Raw genomic sequence first — 13,290 nt, 5'->3', positions numbered from 1 at the left:
TCTCCACCCCGACTCGAACGACCGACCACCGCGGCATGGATACCCAACGTCACCAGAGCCAGATAACCAACAGAGATAACCGTAGCGGAGCTCTCGGGCCGGAAACCATTTACTTACGGTCTCCGTGAGTCGTTACGAACCGGACACCGACCGGGGCATCCGATGACCGACCGAACCGAACCAGAGAAAGCCGTCCTGCTCGTCGACGAGACCCTCGACGACGAGGACGGCGAACACTGCGACGACCTCATGAACGTCGCCGCCGCCAGCGACCGCGCCGAGCTGTTCGTCACGTTCCCCGTCGACGCGACCGACCGCGTCGGGTTCGGGTCCGTCGGGATGGGTCGACAACCCCACAAACGCGGTATCGTCGTCGTCGGCGAGACCGTCGGCGCGCACGCCGACGAACCCGACTACGACGACCCCCTCGCCGAAGCCCACGTCGCCGACGCCGGCGACCTCCGCGCCGTCGGGCAATCTATCAGTCGATTCTGTCGGGCCTGGAACGACCGCGGCCACGAGATCGGCGTCTGCATCGACGGCCTCGGCGACCTCCTCGACGCGAACGACGCCGAAGCCGTCTTCGAGTTCCTCCACGTCCTCACCGACCGTCTCGAGACCGTCGGTGCGACCACGCACGTCCACGTCGACCCCGACCGCGTCCCCGAACGCACCCACCTCACGTTCGAACAGCTCTTCGACGAGATCGTCCACGAGGAGGTCGAGCTCGACGCGCTCATCCCGACGAGCAGCGACACCGCGAGCGACGACGACGTCGCACGCGCCGTCGGCGACGACGGCGAAGCTCGAACGCACCGCTCGACGAGCGAAGCCAGCGACGACGACATCACCGACGCCCTCCCCGACTGACCCGTCGCACCCCCTCACGACCACCGCCGTGGAAGCGCACCCGCGCTCACGCCGACCGCCACCGGTCCGGCCGGCTTCCCTAGGTTTTAGGCAGCGACCTCCGTCCACACTGCCGTGGTCGCACTCACGCCCGAGATACTCGTCGTCTTCCTCGTCATCGCGGGCGCACTCGCACTGTTCGCGACCGAAGTCGTCCCCGTCGACATCACCGCGCTCGGCGTCGTCGTCGCCCTCCTCGTCGTCTCCGAAGGCAGCCAGTACCTCCAATCGCTCGGCGTCATCGCCGACAGCGTCGTGCTCGTCACCCCACAGGAAGGTATCAGCGGGTTCGCGAGCACCGCCACCATCACCGTCCTCGCGATGTTCATCCTCTCCGAGGGCGTCCAGCGAACCGGCATCGTCGGCATCCTCGGCCGGAAGATGGCCGCGTTCACCAAGGACGACGAGAACCGCCAGCTCGGCGCCACCATGGGCCTCGTCGCCCCCATCAGCGGCTTCATCAACAACACCGCCGCCGTCGCCATCCTCCTCCCGATGGTCACCGACCTCGCACACGACGGCAAGACCTCCCCGAGCAAGCTCCTCATCCCCCTCAGTTACGCGTCGATGTTCGGCGGTACCCTCACCCTCATCGGCACGAGCACGAACATCCTCGCGAGCGAACTCGCTGCCGGCCTCTACGTCGCCGACGACGTACGCTTCGCCGGTCTCGAAGGCGGCTTCAGTATGTTCGAGTTCACCGCCCTCGGCGCGATCGTCACCGTCGTCGGGTTCGCGTACCTCTTCACCGTCGGCCGCTACCTCCTCCCCGAACGCGTCAAACCCAGGGCCGACCTCACCGAGGAGTTCCGGATGGCGGACTACCTCACCGAAGTCCAGGTCCGCGAGGACTCCCCAATCGTCGGACAGACCGTCAGGGACGCACTCCTCCAGACTGACTTCGACGTCGACCTCGTCCAGCTCATCCGCGGCGACGAGGTCTTCCTCGAACCCCTCGCCCCGAAGACCATCCAAGCCGGCGACGTCTTCGCGGTCCGCACCGACCGCGACACCCTCGTCGACCTCATGGACACCGAAGGCCTCGACCTCCTCGCCGACGTCACCGTCGACGAAGCCGAACTCGAGACCGCCGAAGGCGCCGAGAACCTCGTCGAGATCGTCATCGCACCCGGGAGTTCACTCGTCGCCGAGAGCCTCCGCACGTCCACGTTCCGCCAGCGCTACGACGCGACCGTCCTCGCACTCCGCCGCGGCGACGAGCTCTTCCGGAAACGCATGGACGACGTCCAGTTCCGCGTCGGCGACACCCTCCTCGTCCAAGGCACCGCCGACAGCATCGAGCGCATGGACGCGAACCGCGACTTCATCGTCGCCCAAGAGATCGAACGCCACGACTGGCGCGAATCCAAGATCCCCGTCGCACTCGGCATCGTCGCCGCCGTCGTCGGCGTCGCCGCCGCCGGCATCCTCCCCATCGTCGTCAGCGCCCTCGCCGGCGCACTCGCGATGGTCCTCACCGGCTGCCTCAAACCCGGCGAAATCTACGACGCCGTCCAATGGGACGTCATCGTCCTCCTCGCCGGCGTCATCCCCCTCGGCATCGCCATGGAGACCAGTGGCGCCGCCGCACTCGTCGCCGACCTCCTCGTCGACGCCGCCGACGTCCTCCCCGCCGTCGTCATCCTCGGCCTCTTCTACGTCCTCACCGCCGCCCTCACGAACGTCATCAGCAACAACGCCAGCGTCGTCCTCATGATCCCCGTCGCCGCCGAAGCCGCCGTCACCCTCGACGCCTGGGCGTACCCGTTCATCCTCGCCGTCACGTTCGCCGCCAGCACCGCGTTCATGACCCCCGTCGGCTACCAGACGAACCTCTTCGTGTACGGCCCCGGCGGCTACCGCTTCACCGACTACCTCCGCATCGGCACCCCACTCCAAGCCATCTTCGCCGTCGTCACCACCCTCGGCATCTACCTCCTCTGGGGCCTCCAACCACCGGCCTGAACACGCGGAACGAAACCCTTACCACCAAACCCAGCCAACGTACGACCGAGGGCTGGTGGGTTAGCCTGGTATACTTCGGGCCCTGGGAGCCTGCGACGCCAGTTCAAATCTGGCCCAGCCCACTCTGAATCGATACTTTTTGAGCGATTAGTTAACAGTTCGACCGTTCTGAGCGGGTGGTCTGCATGAGCGTCGACCACCGCGAGGAACACCGAAGCTGCGACTTCTGCGGGCACCGGATCGGCGAGCCGCTGAAGCGGTGCCTGGCGCTCGACGAGGGGGTGTCGGCCGTGAGACGGGGCCATTCAACGCTGTCTTTGAGTTTGCCGTAGGCACTTTTCCGTGGCTGTCGTGTGCCGAGGTATGAGCGGTGTTCGTTCGGTCGTGGTCGTCGTGTTCGTGGTCGTGGTTGCGGCCGCGAGCGTGCCTGCGGTAGCGAACGAGGCGTCGAGTGGTGGAGCGTCGCATGGCGAGGCATCGAGTGGCGAGGTGCTGGTGGTGGACGCCGACGGCGGGGCCGAGTTCCAGCGGGTCCAGCCGGCGGTGCGTGCGGCGTCGGACGGTGATACGGTGCGTGTGCGGCCGGGGACGTACCGGGAGTCGGTGACGGTTCGCGAGGACGTGCGTCTCGTGGCGCCGCGTGGAGCGACGCTGAACGGGAGTGGGTTGTCCGGCAATCGCGGCGAGTCGGGGGTGCGTATCGAGCGCGACGCGGCGCCGGTGGTGTCGGGGTTCCGTATCGCGGCGTTCGACGTCGGGGTGTGGGCGTGGGGGACGTCGGGCGAGTGGCGGGTCGCGAACACGACCATCGTGGGGACGCCGGGTGGGGGTGTGATTGCGGTGGGGTCGTCCGGCACGTGGCGGGTGTCGAACGTGACGGTTCGCGATTCCGGCGCTGGCGTGGAGGCCGTGATGGCGTCGGGCAACTGGACGGTCGAGCGTTCGGTGATTCGGAACGTGACAGAAGCGCACGGTGTCGACGCGGGGTCGTCGACGGGCGACTGGACGCTGTCGAACGTGACCGTGATGAACGCCGATTTCGTCGGCGTGGCGGCGTCGCACTCGCGTGGCGACTGGCGTGTCGTCGAGAGCACGGTCCGCGGGGCGGTCGTGGGTTTGGCGGCGGTCGAGGCGAGCGGGAACTGGAGCGTGCGCCGGTCGGTGTTCCGGAACGTGTCACCGTCGAGCCGGTACGATTTCTGGCAGCCGCCACTCGCGGAGGGCGTGGGCGTGGACGCGTCGAGCACGAACGGTTCGTGGTCGGTGTCGACGAGTCGGTTCGTGGACGCGGCGGAGACGGGAATCGATGCGACGGGTGCGGTCCGCGAGGGGGATGGGACGCGGAACTGGTTCGGGAACGGAACGACGACCGACGGCGAGGCGTGCACCGGGCACGTGGATTGCTCGAAGGCGCTGACAGCGTGGCCGCCAGCGACGAATCGCACCACCGGCACGACGACCGACCAGCCAGCGACGAATCGAACCGCCAGCACGACGCTCGCGACTGCGTCAGCTCCCGGTGACGGCGACGACAGCGCGTCGACTTCGGGGTTCGGGGTCGTCCCGAGCGTCCTCGCGATTCTCGGGGTGGTGCTCGCGGTTCGGCGACGCGGGCGGCCGTGAACGGCCGTGCCCGTCGGGGCGAGTGCGCGGGTTCAGTCTGTGGCGCGGTCGAACGTCACCTGGATGCGGTTCCCGCTCTCGTCCGAGTCGACGGTGATGTGGCCGTTGGAGCGTTCGACGAGCCAGTAGACGAGCCAGAACCCGAGGCCGCTGGAGTGGTAGACCTCACTCATGTCGTGGTGGCCGGTGAGGACGTTCGCTTCGATGCCGGGGATGGGTGTGGCGTCGTCGGTGACGGTGACGATGACGGCGTCGGTGGTTCGGGCGACGGTGACGTGAACGGTCGGGTCGGGGTCGTCGTTGTGACGGATGGCGTTCTCGAGGAGTTCGGCGATGGCGAGGTCGAGCCCGTCGACGCAGCGCGCGACGGCCGACTCGGGGCATTCCGCGTCGACGGTACTGTCCGGATAGCGCTCGGTGATACGCGCGACGGACTCGTCGACGGCGGTGACGACGTCGACGCGGTGCCTAGACGCGTCGACGTCGAGGCGTTCGATGAGCGTCCGGCCTTTCTCCGCGCTGGCGAGCAGCGCTTGCGCGGTCTCGCGGATGACCTCGGTGTGCGTGGCAGCGTCCGGGTGCTTGCTCGCGATGCGTTGCGCCTCGCCGAGGACGACCGTGAGGTCGTTCCGGAGGTTGTGCCTGAGGAGCGTATCCATCACGTACAGTTGCCGTTCACGACGCCGACGGTCGGTGACGTCGCGCGTGAAGCCCGTGATGCGGACGACCTCGCCGTCTTCGAATATCGGTTCCGCCTCCACCCACACCCACGTCCCGTACCCGTCGGTCGGGTCGACGCGGTACTCGATGCTCTGTGAGTCGCCGCCGGTGAGTGCAACCATCGCCTCCTCGACGCGCGGCACGTCCTCGGGATGGACGGTATCGAGGAAGGACGCGGGGTTCGCGCGGAGCTCCGCCGTACGCCCGCCGTAGACGTCCTCGTACGCGGGATTGACGAAGAGGAGGTCCGTCCAGTCGGCGCTGAACATCCAGAGGACGTCGCCCGTGGTCGCGGCGAGTTCCCGGAGGCGCGAGGTGGTCTGGCGCTGGTCGCGTTCCGCGGCGACGCGGTCGGTGACGTCGCGCGAACTGACGACGAACCCGTCGAGTTCGTCGTTCGTGCAGTTCGACAACAGGGATTCGAACGTCACCCACGACCCGTCGGCGTGCCGGAACCGGTACGTGACGGTGGTCTCGGTGTAGGTCTCGGCGTCGACGATGTCCTCGAACGCGGCGCGGGCGACGTCGACGTCGTCCGGGTGGACGTAGTCGAACGCGTTCGTGTCGCGGAACTCGTCGGGGTCGTACCCGAGGGTTCGGCGGACCGCCTCGTTCGCGTACGTGATGACGCCGTCCTCGTCGATCACGACGATCTTGTCCTGGGCGAGATCGAGGAGGGTGTCGAGCGACCCGGACGAGACCATTGACTAGGACCGTAGGAGCTTGGAGGTGTATAGGTTCGTCGGCAAACTATCCGGTTCCTTATGCGTCGAACGGGTCGGTCAGTCGTCGACGCCGTCGGTAGACGTCTCCTCGGCGTCGTACGGGTCGACGTAGAGGTTGACGCCGAGGATGGTGATCTCCTGGTCGCTCGCGGGGTCGTCGGCGGGGAACTCGGGCGTGACGTACTGGTAGGAGCGTTCGCGGACGACGTACGCCTGGTCGTCGACCGCGAGGTCGCCTTCGGCGCGGGCGTCGCCGTCGCTCCGGTCGATGGGGAGCGACCCGAACTCGACGACCTCGCCGACCTCCGGGACGGGGAGCTGGGACGCGAACCGCGTCTCGAGGAGCTCCTCGGTGTCGTCGTCGCGGAAGTAGTGATACGTCTGGTTGGGTGCGCGCGGGCCGGCGTTCACGTCGATACTCGGGTCGGTCATACCTGACGGTTCTCCGGACCGCGAAATAAGGGTTGGGTGCGCGAGCCCCAAGACGTACGCCGCCCGCGTGAGAAGTCGACCGTGACTCGATGCACGTCCGCGCCCTCCTCGTCGACTCGCGTGCCGTCGCACCGGTCGTGCAGTTCGTCCTCGGTGTCGGGGTCGCGCTCGCCGTCGTCGCCGTGGCCGTCGTCGCACTCGGCGGCGTCGCCCCCGCGCTCGCGTGCCAGGTCGTCGGCGGTTGTCAGGACCCCACGGCCACCGCGACCCTGGACGGAACGGGCGACCCCGGGACCGACGGCTGGGGGACCGGCGACGAGACCGTGACGTTCGTTCACCGCGGCGGCGACAGTATCGCGGTCGCGCGACTATCGTTCCGCGTCGCCGACGATCGCGTGACCGGGGTCACGTGGCCCGACGGCGACCGCTGGAACCGCGGGGAACGCGCGACGTACGACGGGGTCGTTCCGGCGGACGCCGAGGTCGTCGTCGTCTGGACGAGCGCCGACGGCGAGAACAGACTGGTTCTCGGCGCCTGGACCGCGGGCAGGAACTGACTCGACCGCCCCGACCGGTCGAGCGTCGGAGTCACTCGGGACGCTCGCGGAGGTCCAGGAGCGCGCACGTCCGTCGGCAATCAGCGGCAAGAAACTTCAGTCTCGACGGCAAGTACCGGTATGGTCACCCGAAGCGAACGCGGCGTCTCCTCGGTCGTCGCAGCCGTCCTCATGGTCGCGGTGACCGTCATCATGGCCGCCGCCGTCGGCTCGTTCGCACTCGAGTTCTCAGGCGTCGAGCAACAACCCGCGCCGCAGGTCGCGAACGCGGACGCGAAGTTCCTCGTTACGGGCGGTGGGACCGATCAGACCGTCCGCATCACGCACCGCGGCGGCGACACGGTCGACGTCGCCGACCTCGAGATCGTCGTGTCGTTCTCGGACTCACCGAAGCGGTCCAGGCTCGTCGGTATTCCGACCAAAAAGGTCGGCGCGGGTGACTACGAAGGCGACAACATCTGGGACGGACGTGCAGGTATCGGTGTCGCCGGTGCGCTCTCTCGCAGCGACCCCGCGGGTAGCGACGGCGAGTGGTCCGCCGGTGAGTACATCCAGTTCCGAACCAAGAGCGGGGCTGTGGACGTCAAATCGGGAGAGCACGTGTACGTCACCGTCGTCCACGAGCCCAGCGGGAAGGTCCTCCTCGAACGCTCGCTGCGAGCGACGACGAACGCACTCGAACCACGGTCGGCAGCGAGCTCGCTCGTATCGCCAGCCGCAGTTCCGGCAGCCTGGGTCGTTCAGGCGCGCGGATAGCGAGCGCGCCGCCAGCGCTCGTTGCCGGCCATCGGAGCGTCACCGGTCGGCCACCGTCTTCTTTACGCGTCGCTTAGACGCGCAACTCGTGACGCGACGACGCGGCCAGTGGGACGACGAATCGGAGCAGGACGACTGGAGTGACGACGGGGCTTGGTCGCGCGAACGCAAGGCAGTCGCCGCAATCGCCGCGACGCTCGTCGTCGCCGCCGCGGTCGCAGCGTTCGTCGGCGCGTACGTCCTGGAACCGGGAGGCCCGCCATGGTCCGACGACCGGCCACGTGCGCCCCAGGTGGCCTTCAGTGCGTCCGCCGACCCCGGCGCGGGCGGCTGGGGGACCGGCGACGAGACCGTCGAGATACAGCACGACGGCGGCGACGCGCTCGACCCGGAGACGCTCGAACTGGTCGCCCACGAGTCCACCGGCGACCCAGTCGATGGCGTCACCTGGCCGAACGACGCGTGGACGGCCGGCGAGACCGTGACCTACACCGGAACGGTCTCGGCGGATGCGCCCCTCACCATCGTCTGGACCGCTCCAGCAGCCGACACTGCCCAGATACTCTGGGAGAGCGACGTCGAGGCCCTCGACGGCGGCGCAACGCCGTCCACCGAGTTCACGGCGCCGAGCACCGAGGAACCGACGACGACCGGCGAGTCCCCCACCACCGAGGAACCGACGACGACCGGGGAGTCACCCACCACAGCGGAATCGACGACGGCCGGTGACGACCGCGGCACCGAGGTCCGCGACGTCGCGTTCGCCGCACCCGCGCTCGAACAGCGGTCGTACTCGGCGCAGACCCACGCGTCGACGGCGGCCGCGAGGCGGTCGTGCGCGGTCGGATACGTGACGGTCGCGGGCTGACCGCCGGCCTGCCCGTAGTACCAGCCCGCCTGCGAGTGGTTCATGCCGTCGATGCGGACGACGGACGCGTTCGCGGGGAGGTTCCCCGTGGTCTCGCGGAAGCGGTCGCGGTCGAGGACCGCGTCGCGCGTGCCGACCACCGAGAGCGCCGGGATGCGCTCGACGGGCCGGTCGCAGTACGCGCCGACGAGCAGGAGTCCGTCCACGCGGTCGGGGTTCGCGTTCGCGTACCGGCACGCCATCGCCCCGCCCAGCGAGTGCCCGCCGACGACCCACGTCTCCACCTCGCCCTCACCCTCGATAATCGCGTTCGCTTTCCCCTGCGAGAGCACCGCGAGGTTCGCCGTCATCCGCGGAACGAACACCGTCGCCCCCGTCTCCTCGACGACGCGCGCCGCCGACGACAGGTACGCGTCCGGCGCCACGCGCCCACCCGGATAGAACACCACGCCGAGGCCGTCACCGGTCGTTCGCGTCGCCTCGTCCAGCTCACCCGTCGGTCGCACCACGAACCCGCCGTACGCGCGCTCGACGTTCACGTCCGGGTTCGCGCGCACCGACTCCGTGACCGCCGCAGGCGCCTGGAACCCCAGCACACCGAAGTACACCCAGAACCCGACCGCGGCGAGCACCAGCACCGCGAGCACGCCCGCGACGACCACGCCCACCCACTGCCGGCGCGACCACGACGGTACCCGCTCACGAACTGCGTCGACGAACGACGATTGCACGCGTTCGAGCACGCACACCAGCCTCCTCAAACCACGTGGTCCCGGTCACGACGGACCGGCAGCATCCCGCTGTCCCACCCACGTTCGACCGCGCGTTCACTTCCACCCGGGTTTGCGAACCTTCTTGAGTCGGCACGCGTCTAGAAGCGTGTAATGGCTGCAGGGGACAACTCCGAACTCGTCGACGCGTTCCTCGACTTCTACCGCACATACTATCGCGACGAAATCGGGAAACTCGCACAGAACTACCCCACCGACCAGCGCTCGCTGTACATCGACTACGACGACCTCTACCGGTTCGACCCCGACCTCGCCGACGACTACGAGAACCAACCCGAACAACTCCAGCGGTACGCCGAGGAAGCCCTCCGGCTCTACGACCTCCCCGTCGACGTCAAACTCGGGCAGGCGCACGTCCGCATGGACCCGCTCCCGGACTCCACGGACATCCGCGAGATCCGCGCCCGGCACGTCAACACGCTCGTCACCGTCCGCGGCACCGTCAACAAGGCCACCGACGTCCGCCCGAAGATGCAGGAGGCCGCGTTCGAATGCCAGCGCTGCGGCACCCTCACACGCATCCCCCAGTCCGGCGGCGACTTCCAGGAACCACACGAGTGCGGCGGCTGCGAACGCCAGGGCCCGTTCGGCCTGAACTACGACCAGTCCGAGTTCGTCGACTCCCAGAAACTCCGCGTCCAGGAATCACCCGAAGGCCTGCGCGGCGGCGAGACCCCGCAAGCGATCGACGTCCAGATCGAGGACGATATCACCGGGAACGTCACCCCCGGCGACCACGTCGCCGCCACCGGCATCCTCCGCCTCGAACAACAGGGCAGCGACCAGGACAAGTCCGCGGTGTTCGACGTCTACATGGACGGCGTCAGCGTCGTCATCGACGAGGAGGACTTCGAGGACATGGAGATCACGGACGCCGACAAGGAAGCGATCTACGAGCTCTCCAACAACCCCGACATCTACGAGAAGATGGTCGCCTCCGTCGCCCCCAGCATCTACGGGTACGACGAGGAGAAGCTCTCCATGATCCTCCAGCTCTTCTCCGGCGTCACCAAACACCTCCCCGACGGCTCCCGCATCCGCGGCGACCTCCACATGCTATTGATAGGGGATCCGGGTACGGGGAAGTGCGTCGCCGGCGACACCACCGTGACGCTCGCCGACGGAAGCGAACGCGAGATACGCGACCTCGTCGATTCGAACCTCGACGACCCGAAGCCCGTCGACGACGGCGTCTGGGACCACGCCGACTTCGATCTGCCGTCCCTCCACCCCGACGGTGGCATCGCGACGGAATCCGCGACGAAGGTCTGGAAGCGCGAAGCACCCGGAAAGATGTATCGAATACGGACGTCCAGCGGCCGCGAGATCGACGTCACGCCCTCGCATCCGCTGTTCGTACAGAGCGACGCCGGATTCGAGGCCGTGAAAGCTGACGGCCTTACGGAGGGTGATTTCGTCGCCACTCCGAGCGAACTCGATGTCGGTAGCAACGATGCAATCGACGTCTCGTACCGGCGGTCGAAGTCGCCGAACGCAGTTCGACTCGACTTGCCAGACGAGTGGACGCCGTGGCTGGCACGGCTCGTCGGGTATCTCGTCGCTGAGGGATACATCGAGTACGGCGACGACAACACGGGATTCGTCTCGGTGACGAACAACGACAAAGAGGTACTTGAGTCCGTCGCCGGGAGCCTGGATCGACTCGGTCTCAACTGGTCGAAACGACAAAGTCGAGAACACAAAGCTGCGCACGAGATACTGTGCACGTCGGGTGAGTTCGCGAGTTTCCTCGAAAACCTCGAACCATCTCTCCTCGACGGCTCCGCGTCGAAGACGGTACCGGATCCGGTCTTCCGGGCGTCTGAAGAGACCCAGCGTGCATTCCTCCAAGCGTTCATCGAAGGAGAGGGTCACGTGACGTCGACGCAACGCGAGATAACGGTCGCGTCGATGAGCCGCGAACTCCTCGAAGGGGTTCGGCGTCTGCTCCTTCGGTTTGGCATCCAGAGTCAACTCCATCCGCGCCAGAACGGCAGTCATCGGCTCCGAATCAGCGGCTTCGAGGCTGCGAGATACGTTCGTGAGATCGGGTTCCTGACTGACCGCAAGCAATCCGTCGGCGACGAATACGCGAGTGGCTCGGGGAACACGAACCGGGACGTGATTCCGGACGTCGGTGCGGTTTGTCGGCGCGTTCGTGAAGGGCTCGGACTCAGCCAGTCTGACTGTGGTCTCCCACGGTCGACGTACCAGCACTACGAGCGCGGTGACCGGAACCCGAGCAGAGAGAGTCTGTTGACCGTCGTCGAGGAATTCGAGAAGGCCCTCGTCGAGCAACCAGCCCCCACGCCAGCGGGCCAGACTGCCGATGGTGGAAGCCTCAGAGCAGCTATTACAGGACTCCGTCATCTCGCAGAAGGTGACGTCACCTGGGACCGAATCGACTCGGTCGAGGCGTACGAACCCGACGACGAATGGGTGTACGACCTCGAAGTCGCCGGGACGCACACGTACATCTCGAACGGCGTCATCTCGCACAACTCACAGCTCCTGTCGTACATCAAAAACGTTGCGCCGCGGTCCGTCTATACGTCCGGTAAAGGCTCCAGCTCGGCGGGTTTGACCGCTGCGGCTGTTCGCGACGATTTCGGGGATGGCCAGCAGTGGTCGCTGGAGGCCGGTGCGCTCGTGTTGGCTGACCGTGGAATCGCGGCGGTGGACGAGTTGGACAAGATGGCGCCGGACGACCGGTCGGCGATGCATCAGGCCCTGGAGCAGCAGGAGATCTCGGTGTCGAAGGCGGGGATCAACGCGACGTTGAAGTCTCGGTGTTCGCTGTTGGGGGCGGCGAACCCGAAGTACGGGCGGTTCGATCAGTACGAGCCGATCGGCGAGCAGATAGACTTAGAGCCGGCGCTGATCTCGCGGTTCGACCTGATCTTCACGGTGACGGACCAGCCGGACGAGGAGGAGGACCGGAATCTCGCGCAGCACATCCTGAACACGAACTACGCGGGGGAGTTGGAGACCCAGCGGACGAAGATGACGAACGTGGACGTCTCCAGCGAGGAGATCGATTCGGTGACGGCGAACGTCGATCCGGACATCGATCCGGAGTTGATGCGGAAGTACATCGCGTACGCGAAGCAGAACTGTCATCCGCGGATGACCGACGGGGCGCGGCAGGCGATCGAGGATTTCTACGTGGACCTGCGGTCGAAGGGGCAGGACGAGGATTCGCCGGTGCCGGTGACGGCGCGCCAGCTGGAGGCGATCGTGCGGTTGGCGGAGGCCTCTGCGAGGGTGCGGTTGTCGGATACGGTCGACGAGGCGGATTCGGAGCGCGTCATCGAGATCGTGCGGTCGTGCCTGCAGGACATCGGCGTGGACCCCGAAACCGGGGAGTTCGACGCGGACGTGGTGGAGACGGGGCAGTCGAAGACTCAGCGCGACCGCATCAAGAACCTGAAGGCGCTCATCGCGGACATCGAGGAGGAGTACGACGACGGGGCGCCGGTCGACGTGGTGATGGATCGGGCGGACGAGATCGGGATGGACGCGAGCAAGGCCGAGCACGAGATTGACAAGTTGAAGCAGAAGGGCGAGGTGTACGAGCCCAAGCACGAGCACCTGCGGACGACGTAGATGGACCGGATCTCTGCGTTACGGAACGTCGAGACCGCGCTCCGGGAGTTCGAGGACGGCGAGTGTTCGTTCGCGGAGCTGGAGGGGACGGTGCAGGGCGTGTTGCGGACGTACGTGTCGTCGTTCGAGGGCGATGGGGTGGCGCCGTATCGCGTGGTGGAGGGGCCGGAGGTGGCGGTGGGCGTGGTCGTCGTGGCCGAGGACGCGGTGGGGGCGCGCGAGCGGGTTCGCGGCCTCGTGGACGTCGAGGGCGGGGTGCTGTCGGTCGAGCGCGTGACCTAGGCGGGAGTGGCGTCGGTCGAACGAGTGACGGAGCACTTTTTTCGGACGGGGTTGGA

11 protein-coding genes and 1 tRNA gene are annotated in these 13,290 nt (G+C 67.2%); 8 read left to right on the top strand and 4 right to left on the bottom strand.

Annotated features, from left to right (window positions below):
* Positions 1-162: 162 nt before the first annotated feature.
* The 4 genes from SM754_RS01205 to SM754_RS01190 all read left to right on the top strand — a co-directional run bounded on the left by SM754_RS01205 (position 163) and on the right by SM754_RS01190 (position 4,497).
* Positions 163-870 (top strand): DUF7504 family protein, encoded by a 708-nt coding sequence (locus SM754_RS01205; protein WP_323674391.1) that lies wholly within the window; start codon positions 163-165, stop codon positions 868-870.
* 114 nt (positions 871-984) lie between these two features.
* The gene (locus SM754_RS01200) at positions 985-2,874 is read left to right on the top strand and encodes an SLC13 family permease (protein ID WP_501993725.1); all 1,890 of its coding nucleotides are present in this window, start codon (positions 985-987) and stop codon (positions 2,872-2,874) included.
* Between the two features lie 49 nt (positions 2,875-2,923).
* Positions 2,924-2,996 (top strand) — tRNA-Pro (locus SM754_RS01195).
* Positions 2,997-3,237: 241 nt separating this feature from the next.
* Positions 3,238-4,497, top strand: a complete 1,260-nt coding sequence (locus SM754_RS01190; protein ID WP_323674390.1) for a right-handed parallel beta-helix repeat-containing protein — start codon at positions 3,238-3,240, stop codon at positions 4,495-4,497.
* Positions 4,498-4,529: 32 nt separating this feature from the next.
* Here SM754_RS01190 and SM754_RS01185 read toward each other — a convergent pair whose 3' ends face one another.
* The gene (locus SM754_RS01185; protein WP_323674389.1) at positions 4,530-5,921 is read right to left on the bottom strand and encodes a PAS domain-containing sensor histidine kinase; all 1,392 of its coding nucleotides are present in this window, start codon (positions 5,919-5,921) and stop codon (positions 4,530-4,532) included.
* Between the two features lie 78 nt (positions 5,922-5,999).
* On the bottom strand, positions 6,000-6,374 hold the full coding sequence (locus SM754_RS01180; RefSeq protein ID WP_323674388.1) for a hypothetical protein: 375 nt from the start codon (positions 6,372-6,374) through the stop codon (positions 6,000-6,002).
* 89 nt (positions 6,375-6,463) lie between these two features.
* Here SM754_RS01180 and SM754_RS01175 point away from each other — a divergent pair, with 89 nt between their 5' ends.
* A complete protein-coding gene (locus SM754_RS01175) occupies positions 6,464-6,931 on the top strand; it encodes a hypothetical protein (RefSeq protein WP_323674387.1) in 468 nt (155 codons plus the stop codon).
* Positions 6,932-7,051: 120 nt separating this feature from the next.
* Positions 7,052-7,687, top strand: a complete 636-nt coding sequence (locus tag SM754_RS01170) for a type IV pilin domain-containing protein (protein ID WP_323674386.1) — start codon at positions 7,052-7,054, stop codon at positions 7,685-7,687.
* Between the two features lie 73 nt (positions 7,688-7,760).
* Here the strand turns inward: SM754_RS01170 and SM754_RS01165 are convergent, their stop codons facing one another.
* Both SM754_RS01165 and SM754_RS01160 read right to left on the bottom strand, forming a co-directional pair.
* On the bottom strand, positions 7,761-8,102 hold the full coding sequence (locus SM754_RS01165; RefSeq protein ID WP_323674385.1) for a hypothetical protein: 342 nt from the start codon (positions 8,100-8,102) through the stop codon (positions 7,761-7,763).
* 71 nt (positions 8,103-8,173) lie between these two features.
* On the bottom strand, positions 8,174-9,298 hold the full coding sequence (locus SM754_RS01160) for an alpha/beta fold hydrolase (RefSeq protein ID WP_323674384.1): 1,125 nt from the start codon (positions 9,296-9,298) through the stop codon (positions 8,174-8,176).
* A 141-nt stretch (positions 9,299-9,439) separates the two neighbouring features.
* Between SM754_RS01160 and SM754_RS01155 the strand changes: the two genes are divergently transcribed.
* The gene (locus SM754_RS01155) at positions 9,440-12,952 is read left to right on the top strand and encodes an LAGLIDADG family homing endonuclease (RefSeq protein WP_323674383.1); all 3,513 of its coding nucleotides are present in this window, start codon (positions 9,440-9,442) and stop codon (positions 12,950-12,952) included.
* Complete coding sequence (locus SM754_RS01150) at positions 12,953-13,234, top strand: DUF7854 family protein (RefSeq protein WP_323674382.1); 282 nt, start codon at positions 12,953-12,955, stop codon at positions 13,232-13,234.
* The last annotated feature ends 56 nt before the right edge of the window (positions 13,235-13,290 follow it).

Origin of the sequence: Halorubellus amylolyticus (assembly GCF_034808145.1) — an archaeon.
Taxonomy (GTDB): Archaea; Halobacteriota; Halobacteria; order Halobacteriales; family Natrialbaceae; genus Halorubellus.
The sequence above is the reverse complement of the archived record's forward strand: the minus strand, read 5'-3'. Positions and strand labels throughout refer to the sequence as shown.